This window comes from Streptomyces cyanogenus (assembly GCF_017526105.1).
Classification (GTDB): domain Bacteria; phylum Actinomycetota; class Actinomycetes; order Streptomycetales; family Streptomycetaceae; genus Streptomyces; species Streptomyces cyanogenus.
Genome location: NZ_CP071839.1, coordinates 2,913,035 through 2,931,551 on the forward strand (window position 1 = coordinate 2,913,035; position 18,517 = coordinate 2,931,551).

General features: G+C 70.3%; 16 protein-coding genes, 1 tRNA gene and 1 pseudogene. 5 read left to right on the forward strand and 13 right to left on the reverse strand.

Features of this window, described 5'->3' with window-relative positions:
- The first annotated feature begins 24 nt into the window (after positions 1 to 24).
- Positions 25 to 363 carry a hypothetical protein gene (locus tag S1361_RS13095; protein ID WP_208032033.1) on the forward strand — a complete coding sequence of 113 codons (339 nt, stop codon included), beginning with the start codon at positions 25 to 27 and terminating at the stop codon, positions 361 to 363.
- A 45-nt stretch (positions 364 to 408) separates the two neighbouring features.
- On the opposite strand, the gene S1361_RS13100 is transcribed toward S1361_RS13095, so the two are convergent.
- Positions 409 to 480 (reverse strand) — tRNA-Val (locus S1361_RS13100).
- 220 nt (positions 481 to 700) lie between these two features.
- Between S1361_RS13100 and S1361_RS13105 the strand changes: the two genes are divergently transcribed.
- A complete protein-coding gene (locus S1361_RS13105; protein ID WP_208032034.1) occupies positions 701 to 2,095 on the forward strand; it encodes a coiled-coil domain-containing protein in 1,395 nt (464 codons plus the stop codon).
- A gap of 95 nt (positions 2,096 to 2,190) precedes the next feature.
- The gene (locus S1361_RS13110; protein WP_208032035.1) at positions 2,191 to 2,802 is read left to right on the forward strand and encodes a DUF4383 domain-containing protein; all 612 of its coding nucleotides are present in this window, start codon (positions 2,191 to 2,193) and stop codon (positions 2,800 to 2,802) included.
- On the opposite strand, the gene S1361_RS13115 is transcribed toward S1361_RS13110, so the two are convergent.
- The 3 genes and pseudogenes from S1361_RS13115 to S1361_RS13125 all read right to left on the reverse strand — a co-directional run bounded on the left by S1361_RS13115 (position 2,790) and on the right by S1361_RS13125 (position 7,604).
- Positions 2,790 to 3,893 carry an amidase domain-containing protein gene (locus S1361_RS13115; protein WP_243769515.1) on the reverse strand — a complete coding sequence of 368 codons (1,104 nt, stop codon included), beginning with the start codon at positions 3,891 to 3,893 and terminating at the stop codon, positions 2,790 to 2,792. The two genes, S1361_RS13110 and S1361_RS13115, sit on opposite strands and share 13 nt — an antisense overlap.
- A 186-nt stretch (positions 3,894 to 4,079) precedes the next feature.
- A pseudogene (locus S1361_RS13120) lies at positions 4,080 to 5,375 on the reverse strand (polysaccharide deacetylase family protein).
- Positions 5,376 to 5,417: 42 nt separating this feature from the next.
- Positions 5,418 to 7,604 (reverse strand): transglycosylase domain-containing protein, encoded by a 2,187-nt coding sequence (locus S1361_RS13125; protein ID WP_243769516.1) that lies wholly within the window; start codon positions 7,602 to 7,604, stop codon positions 5,418 to 5,420.
- 210 nt (positions 7,605 to 7,814) lie between these two features.
- Between S1361_RS13125 and S1361_RS13130 the strand changes: the two genes are divergently transcribed.
- Positions 7,815 to 8,036 (forward strand): FmdB family zinc ribbon protein, encoded by a 222-nt coding sequence (locus S1361_RS13130; protein WP_208032037.1) that lies wholly within the window; start codon positions 7,815 to 7,817, stop codon positions 8,034 to 8,036.
- 142 nt (positions 8,037 to 8,178) lie between these two features.
- Here the strand turns inward: S1361_RS13130 and S1361_RS13135 are convergent, their stop codons facing one another.
- The 3 genes from S1361_RS13135 to S1361_RS13145 are packed head-to-tail and all read right to left on the reverse strand — an operon-like array spanning position 8,179 to position 12,656.
- Positions 8,179 to 9,009 carry an HAD family hydrolase gene (locus S1361_RS13135; RefSeq protein WP_208032038.1) on the reverse strand — a complete coding sequence of 277 codons (831 nt, stop codon included), beginning with the start codon at positions 9,007 to 9,009 and terminating at the stop codon, positions 8,179 to 8,181.
- Complete coding sequence (locus tag S1361_RS13140) at positions 9,009 to 11,462, reverse strand: phosphoribosyltransferase (RefSeq protein WP_208032039.1); 2,454 nt, start codon at positions 11,460 to 11,462, stop codon at positions 9,009 to 9,011. Before S1361_RS13140 ends, S1361_RS13135 begins: the two co-directional genes overlap by 1 nt.
- Before the next feature lie 27 nt (positions 11,463 to 11,489).
- Positions 11,490 to 12,656 (reverse strand): HpcH/HpaI aldolase/citrate lyase family protein, encoded by a 1,167-nt coding sequence (locus S1361_RS13145; RefSeq protein WP_208032040.1) that lies wholly within the window; start codon positions 12,654 to 12,656, stop codon positions 11,490 to 11,492.
- Between the two features lie 177 nt (positions 12,657 to 12,833).
- Here S1361_RS13145 and S1361_RS13150 point away from each other — a divergent pair, with 177 nt between their 5' ends.
- Positions 12,834 to 13,598, forward strand: a complete 765-nt coding sequence (locus tag S1361_RS13150; RefSeq protein WP_208032041.1) for a TerD family protein — start codon at positions 12,834 to 12,836, stop codon at positions 13,596 to 13,598.
- A gap of 84 nt (positions 13,599 to 13,682) precedes the next feature.
- On the opposite strand, the gene S1361_RS13155 is transcribed toward S1361_RS13150, so the two are convergent.
- The 6 genes from S1361_RS13155 to S1361_RS13180 form a co-directional block, all read right to left on the reverse strand.
- On the reverse strand, positions 13,683 to 14,420 hold the full coding sequence (locus tag S1361_RS13155; RefSeq protein WP_208032042.1) for a TerD family protein: 738 nt from the start codon (positions 14,418 to 14,420) through the stop codon (positions 13,683 to 13,685).
- Between the two features lie 88 nt (positions 14,421 to 14,508).
- Complete coding sequence (locus S1361_RS13160; RefSeq protein ID WP_208032043.1) at positions 14,509 to 15,651, reverse strand: DUF475 domain-containing protein; 1,143 nt, start codon at positions 15,649 to 15,651, stop codon at positions 14,509 to 14,511.
- Positions 15,652 to 15,727: 76 nt separating this feature from the next.
- Positions 15,728 to 16,306, reverse strand: a complete 579-nt coding sequence (locus S1361_RS13165) for a TerD family protein (RefSeq protein ID WP_208032044.1) — start codon at positions 16,304 to 16,306, stop codon at positions 15,728 to 15,730.
- A 106-nt stretch (positions 16,307 to 16,412) separates the two neighbouring features.
- Entirely contained in the window at positions 16,413 to 16,988 is a 576-nt protein-coding gene (locus tag S1361_RS13170; protein WP_208032045.1) for a TerD family protein, read from the reverse strand.
- A gap of 139 nt (positions 16,989 to 17,127) precedes the next feature.
- Positions 17,128 to 17,586, reverse strand: coding sequence for a peroxiredoxin (locus S1361_RS13175; RefSeq protein WP_208032046.1), 459 nt, complete (start codon positions 17,584 to 17,586; stop codon positions 17,128 to 17,130).
- 128 nt (positions 17,587 to 17,714) lie between these two features.
- On the reverse strand, positions 17,715 to 18,152 hold the full coding sequence (locus S1361_RS13180) for a DUF3052 domain-containing protein (protein WP_030649446.1): 438 nt from the start codon (positions 18,150 to 18,152) through the stop codon (positions 17,715 to 17,717).
- Positions 18,153 to 18,517: the final 365 nt, after the last annotated feature.

The window sequence follows — 18,517 nt, forward strand, 5'->3', positions numbered from 1 at the left end:
ATCGAACAGGCGTAGCATTGCCCCGTGGCTACGACCTATGAATTCCCCAGTGACCTCCTCGCCGGTCAGGAGGAGCTGCATCAGGTCCGGGCCGAGCTGTCGGCCCTGCTCAAGCGGCTGCCCTGGTCGGTCGAGCCGATGGACGGATTCAGTGACGACACCGGCTGGCGCAAGGTGGAGCGGCCCGCGTCCCCGGGCTGGACGGAGGACGAGCAGGCCGAGGTGGAGAAGCTGCGGCGGCGCGAACACGAACTCGCGGTGTTCGTCAGCACCCACCGCTTCTGGGCCGAGCTCGCGGCAGCGGACCGCGTGGAGGCCCGCACCCTCCTGAAGCACGCCCACGAACAGAAGGAGCAGGAGTAAGACACGGAAAAGCCCCTCGGAGACATCTCCGAGGGGCCGGTTCGGTGGGCGCGGACGGTTTCGAACCGCCGACATCCTGCTTGTAAGGCAGGCGCTCTACCCCTGAGCTACGCACCCGTTGCCCCAGCGCTACGCACCCGGGGCAGGCCGACAGCGTACCTTGCCCGGGCGGCTGTGCTGCAAACCGGAGAGCGCCCGGCGCCCGCGGGGACCGAGGTCTGCGCTGCCCGCGGGCGGAAAGTCACGGTCGTACAGCGAACTGACCGGCCCGTGTGTTCGTCTTCCACGGGTGGGAGAATGGCACCACCCAGCGCGGACCACGGCACGGGAGAGGGATGTGACGGCGACACCGGGCACGCCAGCGACACAACCGTACCCGCCGTCGTCCGCCGCCCGGGTCCGGCGTGGGCTCGCGCCGCTGCGGGACGCCCTGGTCCTGATGGGGCTGCCCGTGCTGGCCGCCCTCGCGCTGCCCGCCGCGTTCGCCGGCGGCGGCACCCGGCGCTGGTTCGGCGGCCGGGCCGAGAGCCAGCGGGCCGACGCGCAGGCCGCCAAGGACGCGGCGGCGACCGCGTTCTACGAACTCGACACCGCGCAGCGGGATCTGCGGATCTCGGTCGAGACCATCGCGGCGGTGGACGACTCCCCCGCCGCCCGGCGTGCCGTCTCCGACTTCGAGGCGCTCGGCCGCCGGATCGACGAGGTCAGCCGGCGGTACATCCAGGCCGTCGACGCCCACGACCTGGACCGGGACGGTCTGGAGGCCGGCACCGCCGCCCGGGCGCGGGCGGAGCTGACCGCGGCCAAGGACGAGTTGGTGGGGGTCCGGCAGGAGCTGGACCGGTTCGGCGACTCGCTCGGGCCGCTGCTGGGCAAGGCGGAGACGCAGCTGGCCCGGCTGGCGCCCGCCGTGGAGCGGGCCCGGCAGTCGCTGCTGGCCGCGAGCAACGCCCTGGACGCCGTACGGGAGAAGAGGCTGCGGGCCGACGAGCTGGCCGCGCGGCTGGCGGCCCTGTCGCCGGAGCTGACCAGGCTGAACCAGGGTGCCGGCCGGCACGGGGTGCAGGCGACGCTGGAGCGGGCCGAGCGGGTGCAGCGGGAGGCCGGGGCGATCAGGGCCGAGGCCGAGCGGCTGCCGGAGCGGGCGGCGGAGATCGATCACCGGCTGGTCAGCCTGCGTACCCGGGCCGAGGCGCTGACCACGCGGGCCGGGCAGGTGGAGCCGGTACTGAGCGAGCTGCGCCGCCGGTTCGCCGCCGCCTGCTGGCAGGACCTGCAGCAGGTGCCCGGGCAGGCCGCGGAGAACGTGCGGCAGGCCGAGCTGAAGCTCCGCGAGGCGCAGGCGGCGCGGGACGCCCAGCGCTGGGCGGACGCGACCTCGCTGCTGTCCACGGTCCGGGCGCTGCTGAACGCGACCGACGAGGCGGTGTCGGCTGCGGGTGACCGGCTGAACAGGCTGAACGCGGTGCAGAAGGATCCGCAGGCGGAGATCGAGCGGACCCGGTTCGCGATCCGGGACGCCCAGCGGCTGGCCATGACGGGGCGTACGACCCCCGATCCGCGGCACGCCGGGCCGCTGGACGACGCGGTGGCCCGGCTGGAGCGGGCGATCGGGACGCTGGAGGGGCGGCACCCGGACTACTGGCACTTCCTGACCGAGACGGAAGGGGTGCGGCGGGCCGTGGCGCGGGTGGTGGCGCAGATCCGCGAGGAGCGCGGCGCCGGACACTGACGGGCGCCGGACACCGACGGGCGTGTTGCCGGGCTGTGCGGGGCAGCGGATATTAAGAGGACGGATGGCCTCCGCTAGCGCCCGAGGAGGCGGACATGGCCACACACGCAGTGCACTCGAGGAACGACCGGCGGCGGATCCGGCTGGACGACCACCTGCCCGTCGACCACCGGCTCAACCTGGTCTATCGGATCGGCGCGGGGCTGATCGGTGCCTTCCTGGTCGTCTTCGGCATTCTGGGCCTGGTCAACCACATCGGCTTCTTCAGCATCGGCGGTGACACGGTCACCGGGCTGAACAGCAACGGCGCGCTGAGTGTGCTGTCGATCTGCATCGGCGCGGTGCTGCTGGCCGGCATGGTGATCGGCGGGAACGTAGCGTCGACCCTGAACATGGTCCTCGGCGTGCTGTTCCTGCTGAACGGCTTCCTGTTCCTCGGCCTGCTGGACACCGACTACAACTTCCTGGCCTTCAAGATCCAGAACGTTTTGTTCAGCTTCATCGTGGGCCTGTTGCTGATGACGTTCGGCATGTACGGCCGGGTCGGCCATGCCCTGCCGCACGACAACCCGTACTGGCGGGCCCGCCACCCCGAGGCCTCCCCGCAGGAGCAGCGCACGCGGCCGGAGCAGCCTGCGCGGCGGGAACAGCGGGAGGTGCAGGGGCGGCAGGGCCCGCGGCAGCCGGGACCGGGTCAGGTCCTGTAGGCGTAGAACGCCGCGGTCGGGTACGAGGCGACGAGGCTGGCCACCGACCTGTTGAAGGTGTTGGTCGAGTGGTAGCTCACGTACGGCAGGCCCCGGCGGTCCCGGTAGGTGACGATCATCGAGTGGTCCTTGGACCCGTCCCGGTTGAAGTCCATCTGCAGCACGTCGCCGAGGTCCAGCTGGTAGACGTTGGCGAGGCTGGTGGCCCGCTTGGAGGACAGGGCGAACCAGGAGAACTCGTTGACACCCACGAAGGAGTCCGACTGGATCTCCGAGTTGCCGAACCACTTGTGGAAGTCGTACGTGTAGCCGGGTACGTGCTTCCAGCCGCCCGCCTTCAGGGCCTGGCTGACGAAGTTGGTGCAGTCACCGCCGGCGCCGTGCCCGTTGAAGTCCGGGTAGTCCGGGTTGTAGTTGTTCCAGTACTTCTGCGCGTACGCGACCATGGCCTTGTAGTCGTAGCCGGTCGCGGAGAAGTTCTTCGCGTTGGCCGGTGCGGGCCAGGTGGTGGCCGAGCGGGTCGCCGAGGGCGGGCCGTCGTCCTCGCCGGTGGTCTTCACCGAGGTGACGGCGGGCTTGGCGACCTGGTTCACCGCGAGGTAGCCGTCGTCGGTGTCCCGGATGCCGGTGAGCTGCCAGGTGCCGTGGCGGTCGGCCTGGAAGGTCAGCTCGTGGTGGGCCTGGAAGCCGGTGGACTTCGGGCCCTTGGCGGGAGCCTTGTCGTAGGCCAGCGTCGTGGTCTCGGTGACGGCGACCTTGGCGCGCCGGCCCTTCACCTCGGTGGCGTCGAGCGTGACCTTGGTGCTGCCCCCGCGGTAGGTCTCGCCCAGCCGGGCGAGCCGGCTGCGGCGGTCGCGCAGCGTGTCCAGTGCGGACTTCTCCTCGCGGGTCTGCCCGCCGGACAGGCGCACGGATCCGGAGAAGCCGGACGCGTGCCGGGTGTCGGCCGTGCCGGCACCCTCCACGAGGGCCTGGGTGCGGTCGGTGAACACCGCGTCGGCCAGCCGCTGGAAGGTCGCCTTGGTGGCCGCGTCCACCGTCGGGTCGTCGGTCACGGCCGCGCCCGCGCTCCAGTTGGGCACCAGGGCCACGCCCGCGACCACGGAGGCGGCCGCGGCGGTCACTATGGCCGTACGGCGCCGGCCACGGCTCAGTCTTCTAGATTTCAATGATGTTCCCCTCTACGCCGGTACACCTACCGGGCGAGGGCATCTTGCCACGACGGGTGTGGCGGTTGTGAAGGGGGTTGCACAAGTGGAATCCCCAGCGCGTACTTGTCACTTGACGACCGCGGACCAGTCCGGCGACTGGGCGGGGTCGAGGGTGCGCAGGGCGGCCAGGGTCTGCGGCTTCTGCGCGTCGAGCCAGTCGGCCAGTTCCTTGAAGGACACGCACTTGACGCCCTTCTTGGTGCAGACGTTCTTGACCACCTGGTCGATGGACTTCATGTAGATGCCGCCGTTCCAGTCCTCGAAGTGGTTGCCGATGAACAGCGGGGCGCGGCTGCCGTAGTAGACACGGTTGAAGCCGGCCATGTAGGAGTCGACGGTCTGCTGCTCCCACTGCGGGAACTTGGCCGGGTCGCCCTGGGTCTCACCGTCGGACTGGTTGTAGAGGAAGTTGAAGTCCATGGACAGGCCCTGGTACTTGCCGCTCTCGTACGGCAGCATCTGCAGCGGGAAGTCCCATATGCCGTTCTTCTTCGACGGCCATATCTGGAAGTCGCCCGGCGAACTGGCGTCGTAGCGCCAGCCGTAGTCCTTGATGGCCTTCAGCAGGTTCGGCTGGCCCTCCAGGCAGGGCGCCCGGCCGCCGGCGACCTCCTTCTTGAAGTCGAAGGGCAGCGGCGGGAGGTCCTTGAAGCCGGTGTTGGTCTTCCAGCGCTCCACGAAGGAGAAGAACTGGTCGATCTCGCTCTTTCACTCCTTCACGCTCCAGTCGCCGCCGCCCTTGGCCCCGCAGAAGTGGCCGTTGAAGTGGGTGCCGATCTCGTTGCCGTCCTCGTAGGCCTTGCCCAGCTGCTCCACGGTGGTGCGGATGTGGTCGTCGGTGGCGTAGTCGATCGCCGCGTCGCCCGGGGAGTGCATGGGGCCGTGGTACAGCGCCTTCTTGCTCTTGGGCAACAGGTAGATGCCGGTGAGGAAGAAGGTCATGTGGGCGTTGTACTGCTCGGCCAGCTCGCGGTAGTGCGAGAACAGGTGGTCGCTGCCCTCCAGCGCGCCGTCCCAGGAGAAGACCACGAACTGGGGCGGCTTCTCACCGGGCTTGAGCGGCACCGCCTTCAGCTGGCCCTTCTGCGGCCCGGTGTAGGAGGTGGAGCCGTCACCGAGGACCTTGGTCCTGCCGTCCCATTCCGGGGTCGGGCTGGCCTTCGGCGCGGTCGTGGGCTTCTTGCGCGCCGCGGCGGCCGGGGTGCCGCTGCCGTCCGTGCCGGACAGCGCCAGGAACCCGGCCACCAGCGAGGCCACGACGAGGAGGGCGGCCAGCGTCAGGACCTGCGGCCGGGTGGCACGGGGCGCACTGCGGCGGCGGGAGGCTCGACGGCGGCCTGAGGACGACATCTTGCGGGACATGCGCGGCTCATTCTGCGGGAGGGAAGGGTGCACGGGACCGGCTCAGCCGATGCCCGACGCTGCCGACCAGAGGGCATACGGGACGCTGTGGGCGGACGTGCCGGCCAGGCCCTTGAGCGGCAGTGGCTCCAGGGACTTGGCCAGGTCGATCCGGTAGACGACGATCGCGGTGGACACGGAGTCGGCCGTGCCGACGTACCAGGCGGCGGTGTCCTTCTCGGTGGTGCCGGCCTTCCCGGACACCCCCGGCCGGCCGGCCGCCTCGGGATGGGCGGTGCGGAAGGAGTCGGTGAGCGCCTCGGTGACCTGCTCGGCCACCGTCCCGCCGATCGCGCGCTTGGGGTGCGGGGTGGCCAGCGGGACCGGGGATCCGTTGCGGGTGATCCGGCGCACCGAGTACGGCTCGGTGTGGGTGCCGCCGGCGGCGAAGGTGGCGTAGCCGCTGGCCATCCGGATCGCGCTGGGCGTGGAGTTCCCCATGGACAGGGCGGGCACCTGGGGGCCGATGCTGGAGGACAGCAGTCCGGACGCCTCGGCGGTCTGGCGCACCGTCTCCAGGCCGGTGTCCATGCCGAGCTGCATGAACGGGGTGTTCACCGACTTCGCGAGCGCCTCGCGCAGCGTGATCTGCCCGTAGGACCTGCCGCCGTCGTTGTGCGCGGAGACCTTCTTGCCGCTGCGGTCCCAGTACGGCCCCTCGGGCGTGGTGACGGGCACGCCGTCGTCGCCGTTGTAGACGCTGTCCGGGGTGACGGGGGTGGCGGGTCCGCCGCGCGTCTTGTGCACACCGTGTTCGAGTCCGGCGGCGTAGACGAACGGCGTGAACGCGGTGCCGGCCGGGACGGTGGTCGCGTTGGACTCGTTGTAGCCCTGCTTGCGGTGGTCGGGGCCGCCGTAGACGGCGAGGATCCGGCCGTCGGGTGCCACCGAGGCGGCGCCGTAGTGGCCGTCCTTCGCGGTCGCCGGGTCGTCCTGCCTGGCCTGCTTGCGGGCCTTGGTGACGGCGTCGGTGAGCGCCTTCTCCCGCTTGCGGTCGAAGGTCGTGTAGATCTGGTATCCGCCCAGGTCGAACTGCTTGTCCGTCAGGTGTCCGGCCTTCTTGGCGTACTGCGAGGCCAGCTCCACCAGGTAGTCGCTCTGCGCACCGGTGTTGTACAGCGGGTTGCTCTTGAGCGGCTCGGGGAACCGGGTGTACTCGGCCCGTTCCTGCGGCGACAGCTTGCCGATCTTGACCATGCGGTCGAGGATCCAGGACCAGCGCTCGACGGCCCGCGCGTGGTTGGCCTTGCCGAGCGTGGGGTCGTACAGGCCGGCGCCCTTGAGGAGTCCGGCGAGCATGGCCGCCTCGGAGGCGTTGAGCTTGCCGACGTCCTTGCCGTAGTAGGCCTGGGCGGCGCGCTGGATGCCGTAGCTGCCGCGGCCGAACCAGCTGGTGTTGAGATAGCCCTCCAGGATCTGGTCCTTGCTCATCTTGTTGTCGAGCTTGAGGGCGATCATCGCCTCGGTGAACTTGCGGCTGACCGTCTGGTTCTGCGTCAGGTAAACGTTTTTCACGTATTGCTGGGTTATGGTCGATCCGCCCTCGGTGTCCCCCTGGCCCAGCGTGCGGAACACCGCGCGGGTGATGCCCTTGGCCGATATGCCCGGGTCCGAGTAGAAACTCTCGTTCTCGGCGGCGAGCACCGCCCAGCGGACGTCCTCGGGTATGTCCTTCAGCGGCATCGCCTGCCGCTGCACCCAGCCGGTCCGGGCCATGGGCGTGCCGTCGGACCAGAAGTAGACGTTGTCCTGCTGGGTGGCGTACGAGTTGAGGTTGTCCGGTATGTCCGTCATGGCGTACGCGGTGACGAGGAACGCGCTCAGCAGACCGAACGAGGTCAGGGTGGCGCCGACCCACTGGCGCCAGGAGGGTATCCAGCGGCGCCAGCCGACGCGGCCGGGGCGCGGGTAGACCGGCTTCAGACGCCGTGCGTACGGGGCCACGCGGCGCGCGTACGGGGCCAGCGGGCTCAGCACGCGGCCGACCGCCTGCGCGGCCGCGCTCACGGTCTGCTCCCGCCCGGCGGAGCGCGCGCTGCGCCGGCGCTCGGCCCGGCCGCCGCCCGGAGCGGGTGGCTCCGGTGGTGGCGGGACGCGCAGCTGCACGGTCTCGTCCGCCCTGAGGGCGTCGACTCTCAGGTGCAAGGTCTCGTCGGCGCGCGACGGCTTCTCGCCCCGGCCACCCCCCATGGGGCCGTCCTCCCCCTGCGACGCATCGGTCACGCCTGCGTCTCCCTCCGCACTAGGTCTTGCTCGCGCGGGTGAGCTGAGCATCCTCGCAACGGCGTTCACAAATTATCAGTAACGTTTTCGAATGCCCTGCACATATGCCGGATAGAAAGCAACACTCATGAAACATTGAGACGTCCCCGGCGGGGCCTTGACGGTTAACCTGGGGCCATGCCTCGCTATGAGTACCGCTGCCGGACCTGCGGCGACACCTTCGAACTGAACCGTCCGATGGCGGAGTCCGCCGCCCCGGCGAGCTGCCCCGCGGGCCACGACGACACGGTGAAGCTCCTGTCGACGGTGGCCATGGGAGGCGTGTCGCGCGGCTCCGCCCCGGCGCCCGCGCCCCAGGGCGGGGGCGGCGGGTGCTGCGGCGGAGGGTGCTGCGGCTGAGCGGGGCCGGATCTGCACGGGGCCGGCCCGCACGGGACCTATCTGCACGGAGCGGGGTCTGCACGTGTTGATCTACGGGTGCCGGCGTGCGGGTGTTCACCCACGGCGGTCGGCCGGCGCCCGTCGCCCGGCAGCCGCCGGCCTACGCCCCTCGCCCCACGGTCGTCGACCCCCGCGCCGCCTCCAGGAACTCCCGCACGATCCGCTCCCCCGCCAGCACCCCGCGCTCCGGCAGCGCGGCGATGCCCGGCGCGGACCAGTCGCTGTCGGCCAGTTCGCCGTGGCCCGGGCGCCAGCCGCGGTCCGCGGCCAGCAGCAGGTCGGCGTCGAGCAGGGAGTCGCCGGCGGCCAGTGTCAGCTCCGCGCCGGAGCGCCGGGCGACCTCGCGGACGGCCGCGCTCTTGGTGAGCGGCTTCGGTACGGCGTAGATCTTGCGGCCCTGGAGGGACACCGTCCAGCCCCGGTTCTCCGCCCACACCGCCAGCTCCTTCACCCAGTCCCCGGGCAGCAGCTCGCGCTCCACCACCAGGTAGGCGAACAGATCCTCGGCGATCCGGTGCTTGCGCACCCAGACCGGGTCGGCGGACCGCAGCAGATGCTCGCTCACCTCGGTCAGCGGCGCGCACTCGTCGGCGAGCCGCGCCTGGACGCGCGCGTGCCAGTCGGCGTCGGTGACCCCGTCGACCAGCAGATGCCCGCCGTTGGCGCAGATCGCGTACGCCGGCGGCGGACCCGGCAGGTTGATGCGCTGGTACTGCTTGCGCGTCCGGGTCGTCGTCGGCACGAACACGGCCGCGTCCCCGAGGTCGGTCAGCAACCGTGCCGCGGTCTCCGTCATGTAGGACAGCGGCTTGGCCTCGTGCACCTCCACGCACAGCAGCCGGGGCGCCCGCGCGTCGGGCATGGTCAGCGCGAGGGCCGCCGAGGAGTAGATCAGCGTACGGTCGAGGTCGCTCGCCACCAGCACCGGCATCAGACGTTCACCGCCCTGCCGTCGGCGCCCGTGGCGCCCGGCGTGTACTTGGGGTGGATCAGGCCGACGCAGGTGTACGGCAGGTCGCCGACCTCCTCGACCGGCACCCCGCGCTGCCCGGCGAGCAGCCGCACATGGTCCAGGTCGGCGCCCGCCCCCGCGCGGGCCAGGATCTTCCACGGCACCCGGCGCAGCAGCACCCGGGTGGTCTCGCCGACGCCCGGCTTGACCAGGTTGACGTCGTGGATGCCGTACTCCTCGCTGATCCGCTCGACCGCCCGCCAGCCCGCCCAGGTCGGGGTGCGGTCCGCGGCCAGCAGCTCCTTCACCGCGCTGTCGACGGCGTCGCCGACCTCCGGGAAGCGGGCGGAGACGGCGTCGAGGAAGGCCACGGAGACGTCCGCGCCGGCGAGTTCCCGGTAGAACTTGGCGCCGTGGAAGTCGTGCGGGCCGACCAGGTCGGCGCGCAGGACCGTACGCGAGATCAGGCCGGAGACGGTCGAGTTGAGGCAGGCGGAGGGGATGAGGAAGTCCTCGCGGGTGCCGTAGGTGCGCACGCAGGACCCGGGGTCGGCGAGCACGGCGATCTCCGGGTCGAACCCGGTGACGCCCTCGGCGGCCTCGAACTCCTCGACGGCCTCGGCGAGTTCGCGGGTGATCGCGCCCTTGCCGGTCCAGCCGTCGACGAAGACGACGTCCCGGGGGTCGTGCCGGTCGGCGAGCCAGCGCAGGGCGTTCGCGTCGATGCCCCGGCCGCGCACGATCGACACGGCGTAGTGCGGAAGCTCCAGGCCGTGCCGGAACTGCGCCCAGCGGCGCATCAGGATGCCGACCGGGGTGCCGGCGCGGGCCAGGGAGACCAGCACCGGACGGGGCGACCGCTCGGTGATGACCGTCTCGGTGACGACGCCGACGGCCTGCGCGAGCCGGGCGGCCGACGCGTCGAGCGCCGCGTGGAACAGCTCCTGGTACTGCTCGCTGGGCTGGTACTCCACCGGCAGCGACTCGGCGTAGTGCGCGCCGCCGCTCTGGATGGCCTCCTCCCGCTCCTCCGTCGGCGCCTCCAGGGTCACGTCGGACAGGTCCTGGAGCAGCCAGCCGACCTCCTCCGGCGCGTACGAGGAGAATGCGGGGCCACGGAGGGGCTCGGGCAGCATGACCGGCCTTTCGGGAGCGTGCGGGACGTACGACGGTACGACCGCGAGCAGGACGTGCGGGACGTGCGCGGCGAGGCGGGCGAGCAGGCCGTCGGGCGCGTGCAGGGCGGGGGTGTCGGCGGCGGAGTCGACCACGGCGACGACGGCGTCGAAGCCGGCGCCGGCCACGTTGTACGCGTACCGCTCGCCGGGGCCGTCGGCCGGGTCGTCGTGGGCGGGGAAGACCAGGCGGGTGCGGATCGCGTAACCGGGGTCGTCCACCGCGAGCACCGGCGAGCGGGTGGTGGTGGAGAACCGCACCTCGGCGTCCACTCCCTGCTCCAGCTCGCGGGCGAGCCGCAGCGGGGCGTACATCAGCTCCTCGAAGCCGAGGACGAGGACACGCCGGGCGCCGGCGGGGAGGGCGTCGCGTATGCGGCCGGCCATGGCGGGAAGGGCCGCTTCGAGGCGGACGCGGTGGGCGGGGGTGAAACCGTGCCGGCCGCCGTCGGGGAGACCGGTGGGCCAGCGCAGGCCGACCCTGGTGACGGAACCCGGCTGCGGCGCCCCGCCAGGGGCCACCACGGCACCGCACCCGGCGGACTCGCGTTCCGCGACCAGTCGCTGCCCCTTCTCCAGCACCCCCTCCGGCAGCCGCACGGTCCCGGACGCGGCGGCGACGAGCTCCACCCTCGCCCCGATCTCCTGCGCGAACCGCTCCAGCCGGCCGGCGTCCTCCGCCGACCGCATGTCGACCAGGGCCACCACCACGTACCGCTCGCGCGGATACCGCTCGTGCAGATCGCGGATGGTGTTCAGCACGGTGTTACCGGTGGAGAACTCGTCGTCCACCAGGACGAGAGGCCCTCGACCGGCCAGCAGCCCGGGATCCTCGGGAAGCAGCAAGTGCGACGTCGCGTGGGAGTGCGACTCCTCGAAGCCGCCCGCCGGGGCGACCCCGGGGACCGGCCGCCGGGTGGAGTGCAGATACGGCACCGCACCGATCCCGTCGGCCACCGCGTGCCCCAGCCCCGTCGCGGTCTCCGCATACCCGAGGACGACCGCGGCTTCCGCCTCCTCGCCGAGCAGCGCGGCGACCCGCCGGCCCAGCTGGAGCCCGTGGTCGTAGACCACGGCCGGCGACTGCGGCACGTGCTTGCCGAGGACGTTCGAGACCAGCAGGTGGGCCCGCTTGGGGTTGCGCCGCAGGGCGAGCCCGAGCAGCCCCGGCAGCGCGTCGTCGCCCACGAGTCCGACCCCGAGCCGCTCGGCGACCCAGCTGCCGGACCAGACCCCGTCGTTCACTGCGTTGTTCATGCGTTCCTTGGAGAGGTGGCGAAAGGTTCAGCCGGGTATGCCGGCGGCGAGCAGTTCCACGAAGCCGACGTCCTCGTTGGCGACGCCGAACACCTCGGCGCGCAGGAGGGTCCGCTCCGCCCAGGCTCGGTGCGGTTTCACTTCGTTCATCTTGTTCGTGTAGGCCGACCGGAGTACACCCCCGCCGCCGCGTTCCGGCCGCAGGATGTCCTGGGCGTCGCTGAACTCCTCGTGGCTGACCACGGAGAGCGCGTGCACGGGCAGGACGTGGGAGGGGTGGATGCAGGTCTTGCCGAGCAGACCGTTGGCCTGGTCGAGGGAGATCTCCCGGAGCAGTCCGTCCATGGCGTGTTCGATCAGCTTCTCGCGCAGTTCGACGGCCTGCATCTGGAGGAAGGGGCTCTGCCGGAGCTGCGGCTTGAACATGCGTTCGGGTGCGCGGAAGTACTCCCAGACCGGGCCGGTGACGGTGAAGCCGGTGCCGTCGGCGCGGCCGAGCATGTTCACGACGTCGGCGATCACGGAGGCGACGACCTGGACGTCGTACGCCGTCATGTCGGGGGCGCGGCGCAGGCCGTAGGAGGAGCAGAAGTCGGTCACGCCGAGGCGGAGGGCCAGTACCCGGTCGCGGTACTTGTCGACCGCGCGGAAGATGCCCTCCAGGGTCTCCACCCGCGACTCGCGGTAGAGCAGCTCGGGGGACTCCAGGACGGGCATGGCGAAAAGCCGCCGACCGCAGGCCCTCTCGGTGGTGGTGAGGGCTTCCAGGAAGGGGATGCCGCGTTCCTCGGTGAACTTGGGCAGCACGAATCCGGACAGCAGGCGCACGGACGGGCCCAGGCGGTGGACCAGGTCCGGTATCTGCTCGGGGGTGCGGACCCGAATGAACAGCAGGGGCGGCTCCGCCCCGGGCCGGGCGGCGAGATCGGCGAACTGCCGGACGAGGTTGTCCTCGCCGGCCCCGACGTCCGCGTCGTCGATGGAGTCCTCCAGGCACAGCACCATCGAGACCACGCCGCTGCCTGCCTGCTTGACGATGTCGTCGGCGAGCCGGGGCCGGGTGGCCGGGCTGTACAGCGTGGCGCCCAGGGCCGCGGAGAGCAGCCGGGCCGGGGAGTCGGCGGTGAACGCGCACGGCTCCTGATGGAAGAGGCGCTGCCGCACCTCGGGGGCGATGTGCCCGAAATGACGCATAGGACTCCCTCGGGGTGCGAGTCAAGTCTTTGGGTTGGGTAAAGGGTGGCCGGTAATAGTACGTAGGGATCCATGTCGTGGGTTCCCTGCGGGGCATGAATTTCCGGTTACCCGCCCATGTCGGCGGCATCGCCCCCCGCATTGTCGTGACCAGGACCGAGAGGGCAGGATGACCGCATGACGCACGCGATGCTGAAGGGGTCGAACGTCCCGCTGGAGGCCACCACGGTGCGCGCCGTGCTGCGCTGGACGCCGGGGCAGGGCGTCCCGGACGTGGACGTGTCGGCGCTGCTGCTGGGCCCAGACGGCCGCGTGCGCTCCGACGAGGACTTCGTCTTCTACAACCAGCCCCGGCACCCCTCCGGGAAGGTCTGGCGGCTCGGCAAGAAGCGGATCGCCGAGGGACTGACCGACGCGATCCAGACGGACCTTTCCGGTGTGGAGCCGGGGGTCGGCCGGATCCTGCTGGTCGCCTCCGCGGACGGGATCGCCTTCGACCGGGTGCCGGCGCTGTGCATCCTGCTGTACGACGCGGCGGTCGCCGACGGGGAGCCGCTGGCCCGGTTCGAGATCAAGCCGGAGACCGGCGCGGAGACGGCGCTGATCTGCGGTGAGCTGTACCGGCGCGGGGAGGGCTGGAAGTTCCGGGCGCTGGGCGAGGGCTATTCGAACGGGCTGAAGGGGCTCGCCACGGACTTCGGTATCTCGGTGGACGAGTCGGAGGGGGCCGAGCCCGAGGCCGAGCCCACGTCGTCCCGGCCCTTGCCTCCGGAGCTGCCGTCGCCTCCGGAGCAGCGGACGCCGCCGGAGCCGCCGACGGCTTCGGTGCCGGCCCAGCCGCCCGCCTACGGCTATCCGCAGTCGATGCAGGTGCCGGCGGCCGCGATGGGGGACGCGTACTTCCGGCTGCCGCCGCAGGGACCGCAGTTCATCGGGCGGTAGGCACCCGAGGGGGCGGGGGACCGGGTGGTACGGCGGGTGCGGGATGTGGCCGGCTGATCACGCGGTTCCCCGCGCCCCCGCGCCTCACAGGTCCGCCTTCGTCTTGTAGCCCCTGCCCCACTGGAGGCCCCAGCCGTAGAGGCGGTCGAGTTCGCCCTGGAAGCCGTAAACGAACTTGACCTCGCGGCGGACGACCAGTTCGCCCTTGACGTTCTCGATCATGACGACGGCGCAGGAGCGGGCCTGCGGATGGCGTTCGTCGAGGCCTATCTCGATGCGCGGGCCGTTGCTCGGGTAGAGGGTGACGACGGCGTGGGTACGGTCGAAGGCGGGGGTCTGGTCGTAGATGTAGACGAAGACCAGCAGCCGCTTCAGGGCGTCGCGGTGGTCGAGGTTGACGTACATCGTCTCGCCGGACGCCGAGCCGAACCGGTCGTCTCCGCTGAGTTTGATGTACGGCGGCGCGTTGACGTCGCCGAGGTAGCCGCCGAGGGGCTGTACGACCCCCTTGGTGCCGTCCGCCAGCTCGTACAGGCAGCCGAGGTCGAGGTCGACGTTGACCATGCTCTGGCCGTGGCCGAGGATCTCCGGCGGCTTCAGGGCCCTGAAGGGGTGCCGGAACAGGCTGGTGCGCTGGGTTCCGTCGAAGTCGGAGGTCCGCATCCGCCAGGAGAGGTTCACGCGCAGGTGGCCGGTGGCGGCTTCCTGCTTGGTGAGGGACACCGTCTGGTGCCGCCTGGTCAGTTCGATGGCGTTGGTCGACGCGTTGCCCGAGTCGAAGTCGGCGGCGCGCCCGCCCAGCAGTCCGTCGAAGAAACCCATTCCCGCCCCCAGGTACCTGTTGTGACGCCGACGGGGCGGCCGACCGTGTCGGCCGCCCCGCTCAGAGCGTTCCTCACCGTCCGGGCCGTCACACCCCGGAGGACACCTCGGCCTTCTCGTCGGTGCCCTCCTCCCCCGCCGCGGCCAGGGCGCGGTTGCGGCGGACGGAGGAGAAGAAGGACCAGGCGATCAGGACGACGCCGACGAGACCGGTGACGACCTCGTTGATCTCGTACTGGATGGTGACCAGGAGGATCACGGCGAGGGCGCCGATGGCGTAGTGGGCGCCGTGCTCCAGGTAGACGTAGTCGTCGAGGGTGCCCTGGCGGACCAGGTAGACCGTGAGCGACCGGACGTACATGGCGCCGATGCCGAGGCCGAGGGCCATCAGGACGATGTCGTTGGTGATGGCGAAGGCGCCGATCACGCCGTCGAAGGAGAAGGACGCGTCCAGGACCTCCAGGTAGAGGAACATGAAGAACGCGGCCTGGCCGGCCAGCACGATCGCGGGCTTCTGCTTGCCGCTGCGGGCGGCCTCTTCCTCCTCCTCGTGCTCGCGCTCCTCCTCTTCCTCCAGCTTGTCCTCGAAGTAGCCGGAGAGACCGCCGACGACCATGTAGGTGATCAGGCCGGCGATCCCGGCGATCAGGACCGTCTGCGCCTTGTCCACGTGGGCGCCGCCGTGCTGGTGGGCGTGGGTGGCGAAGGTGAAGGACGTGATCAGCAGGGCGATCAGGGCGATGCAGACCGACAGCATGTCGACCTTGCCCAGCTTGGCCAGCGGCCGCTCGATCCAGCGCAGCCACTGGATGTCCCGGTCCTCGAAGATGAAGTCGAGGAAGATCATCAGCAGGAACATGCCACCGAAGGCGGCGATCGCCGGGTGGGCGTCGGTGACCAGCTGCTGGTAGCGGTCCTTGTTGTTGAGCGCGAGGTCGACCGCTTCGATCGGGCCCATCTTGGCGCTGATCGCGACGATGACGACGGGGAACACCAGCCGCATGCCGAAGACCGCGATGAGGACGCCGACCGTGAGGAAGATCTTCTGCCAGAAGGCGTTCATCTTCTTCAGGATCCCGGCGTTCACGACCGCGTTGTCGAAGGACAGCGAGATCTCCAGGATGGCGAGGATCGCCACGATGCCGAAGGCGGTCCACCCCCCGTAGAACGCCGCCGCGACCAGGCCGAGCGCGGTGACCGCGAACGACCAGCCGAAGGTTTTCAAAAGCACTGGCTACCCCATCGTGTGTGGGGGGCACCTCCCAGACGGAGTCTGGGGGAGGATCTCCCCGGAGTCGTACCGAGTTTTACGAAACGTTGACTCCGAAGTCTAGAGCGATGCCTCGGAGGCCCGACGCGTACCCCTGACCGACCGCACGGAACTTCCACTCGCCCTGATACCGGTAGAGCTCACCGAAGATCATCGCGGTCTCGGTGGAGGCGTCCTCGCTCAGGTCGTAGCGCGCCAGTTCCTGGCCGTCGGCCTGGTTGACGACGCGGATGAAGGCGTTGGAGACCTGGCCGAAGGTCTGGCCGCGCTCGTCCGCCATGTGGATGGACACCGGGAAGATGATCTTCTCGCACTGCGGGGGCACCTTGGCGAGGTCGACCAGGATCGACTCGTCGTCGCCCTCACCCTCACCGGTGAGGTTGTCACCGGTGTGCTCCACGGAGCCGTCGGGGCTCTTGAGCTGGTTGTAGAAGACGAACCACTCGTCACCCATGACCCGGTTCCCGGCGCCGCACAGCAGGGCGCTGGCGTCCAGGTCGAAGGGGGCGCCGGTGGTGGACCGGGCGTCCCAGCCGAGTCCGATCATGACGTTGGTGAGGTTCGGTGCGGCCTTGGAGAGGGAGACATTGCCCCCCTTGGCGAGTGTGACGCCCATGATGCTTGTCCTCCCCTGGTGGTGCTTCCCTGGTGGTCCTGCGCGTCCGGCGCCGCCCGTAAACGGTGCGGCGCCGGATGGTGCAGGGGTCGTGACTCTGCCGGGATCAGACGTTGACGCCGAAGTCCTGCGCGATGCCGCGCAGCCCGGAGGCGTAGCCCTGGCCGATGGCGCGGAACTTCCACTCCGCTCCGTGCCGGTACAGCTCGCCGAAGACCATGGCCGTCTCGGTGGAGGCGTCCTCGCTCAGGTCGTAGCGAGCGATCTCCTGGCCGCCGGCCTGGTTCACGACGCGGATGAAGGCGTTGCGGACCTGGCCGAAGGACTGCTGGCGGTTCTCGGCGTCGTAGATCGACACCGGGAACACGATCTTGTCGACGTCGGCCGGTACGCCGGCCAGGTCGACCTTGATCTGCTCGTCGTCGCCCTCGCCCTCACCGGTGAGGTTGTCACCGGTGTGCTCGACCGAGCCGTCGGGGCTCTTGAGGTTGTTGAAGAAGACGAAGTGCTGGTCGCTGATGACCTTGCCGGAGTTGTTCAGCAGCAGCGCGCTCGCGTCGAGGTCGAAGTCCGTGCCGGTCGTCGTGCGCACGTCCCACCCCAGGCCGACGATGACGGCGGTCAGGCCCGGGGCCTCCTTCGTCAGCGATACGTTGCCGCCCTTGCTGAGGCTGACTCCCACGGGTCCTCCATGTGGTGTTCAGGGGCGGGGAGCCCCGTCGTGCTTCGGATATGGGATCAACGTGCCGATCCTAGTGACGGGTTCCCGCCCTCCGCAGACCCTGGAGCCGAAGATTCACAGGTGTCGGCCCGCGGGCCGGTCACAGGGTGTCGAGCGCCTGCACGTAGTCGTTCAGGTCACGGGCGTCCGGCAGGCCGTTGACCACGGTCCACCGCACGACGCCCTCCCTGTCGATGATGAAGGTGCCCCGGACGGCGCAGCCCTTGTCCTCGTCGAAGACGCCGTACGCGCGCGAGACGTTGCCGTGCGGCCAGAAGTCGCTCAGCAGGGGGTATTCCAGGCCCTCCTGCTCGGCGAAGACGCGCAGGGTGTGGATGGAGTCGTTGGAGACGGCGAGCAGCTGGGTGTCGCGGTCGGCGAACTTCGGCAGGTTGTCGCGCAGCTCGCACAGCTCGCCGGTGCACACGCCGGTGAAGGCGAAGGGGTAGAAGAGCAGGACCACGTTCTTCTCGCCGTGGAAGTCGGAGAGCCTCACGGTCCGGCCGTGGTTGTCCTTCAGCTCGAAGTCGGGCGCCTTGTCGCCGACCTGGATCGCCATCGTCCTGCATCCCTTCGGTGGGCTGTTCGGGTGGGAGCGCGCAAACGCTCGGGTCCACCCTACGCAGCGGGCACCGGGATCCACCGGACGGGCCTGGCCTGCTCGGCCCGTCCGGGGGACGAGGACGGTCACCTCTTGGACTTGGCCGCCTTCGGCGTCGCCAGCCGGCTGCCGCTCCAGTCCTTGCCGACGCTGACGCTCTTCGAAGCGGTCAGGCCGGCCGTCGTGGCGGCGTCCTGGATGTCGCTCGGCTCCACATACCCCGCACGGCCGGTCTTCGGCGTGAGGAGCAGGATCGCGCCGCCCTCTTCGATGTACGTGGTGGCATCCACCAGCGCATCCGTCAGGTCGCCGTCGTCGTCACGGAACCACAGCACAACGGCGTCGGCCACGTCGTCGTAGTCCTCGTCCATGAGGTCGCCTGCGATGGTTTCCTCGATGGCCTCGCGGAGCTCCTGATCGACGTCGTCGTCGTAGCCGATCTCCTGGACCACCTGCCCGGGCTGGAACCCCAGCCTGGCGGCAGGGTTCGTCCGCTCCTCCGCGTGGTCCGCGGTCGCGCTCACGGGTTGCCTCCTGATCATGTCTTGGTGAGTATCTCAGCCACGCGCGTGCGCGAAGCATTGGCCGTAGTCCACACGGGCGGGGCGGATCGCGCAAGTACCCGGCCCTCGGGACCGCCGAAACGGTGACGATCCCGGCCGTGTCGCCCCAACCCCTGGCACCGTATCCCGATTCCGCGGAACCCACATCACACCGATGTGCCCGGTTTGTACGGTTCGGAATCATCCAGTGTTACGTCGCTCGAACAACTTTGCCAAGCACGTCACACCCCGGGCGTATCGTTGCGTTTTGACCGGTGCAGGTGACGTACGCCTTCCCCAGGTACACGATGGGGAACGGTGTAGGCAGGCAGAAACTGGCCCTCCGA

Coding starts and splice junctions, on each gene's coding strand:
- S1361_RS13110 (WP_208032035.1), top strand. CDS start 2,191: ATGGCCACACACGCAGTGCACTCGAGGAACGACCGGCGGCGGATCCGG.
- S1361_RS13125 (WP_243769516.1), bottom strand. CDS start 7,604: ATGGGGGGTGGCCGGGGCGAGAAGCCGTCGCGCGCCGACGAGACCTTG.
- S1361_RS13130 (WP_208032037.1), top strand. CDS start 7,815: ATGCCTCGCTATGAGTACCGCTGCCGGACCTGCGGCGACACCTTCGAA.
- S1361_RS13135 (WP_208032038.1), bottom strand. CDS start 9,009: ATGCCGGTGCTGGTGGCGAGCGACCTCGACCGTACGCTGATCTACTCC.
- S1361_RS13140 (WP_208032039.1), bottom strand. CDS start 11,462: ATGAACAACGCAGTGAACGACGGGGTCTGGTCCGGCAGCTGGGTCGCC.
- S1361_RS13145 (WP_208032040.1), bottom strand. CDS start 12,656: ATGCGTCATTTCGGGCACATCGCCCCCGAGGTGCGGCAGCGCCTCTTC.
- S1361_RS13150 (WP_208032041.1), top strand. CDS start 12,834: ATGACGCACGCGATGCTGAAGGGGTCGAACGTCCCGCTGGAGGCCACC.
- S1361_RS13155 (WP_208032042.1), bottom strand. CDS start 14,420: ATGGGTTTCTTCGACGGACTGCTGGGCGGGCGCGCCGCCGACTTCGAC.
- S1361_RS13165 (WP_208032044.1), bottom strand. CDS start 16,306: ATGGGCGTCACACTCGCCAAGGGGGGCAATGTCTCCCTCTCCAAGGCC.
- S1361_RS13175 (WP_208032046.1), bottom strand. CDS start 17,586: ATGGCGATCCAGGTCGGCGACAAGGCGCCCGACTTCGAGCTGAAGGAC.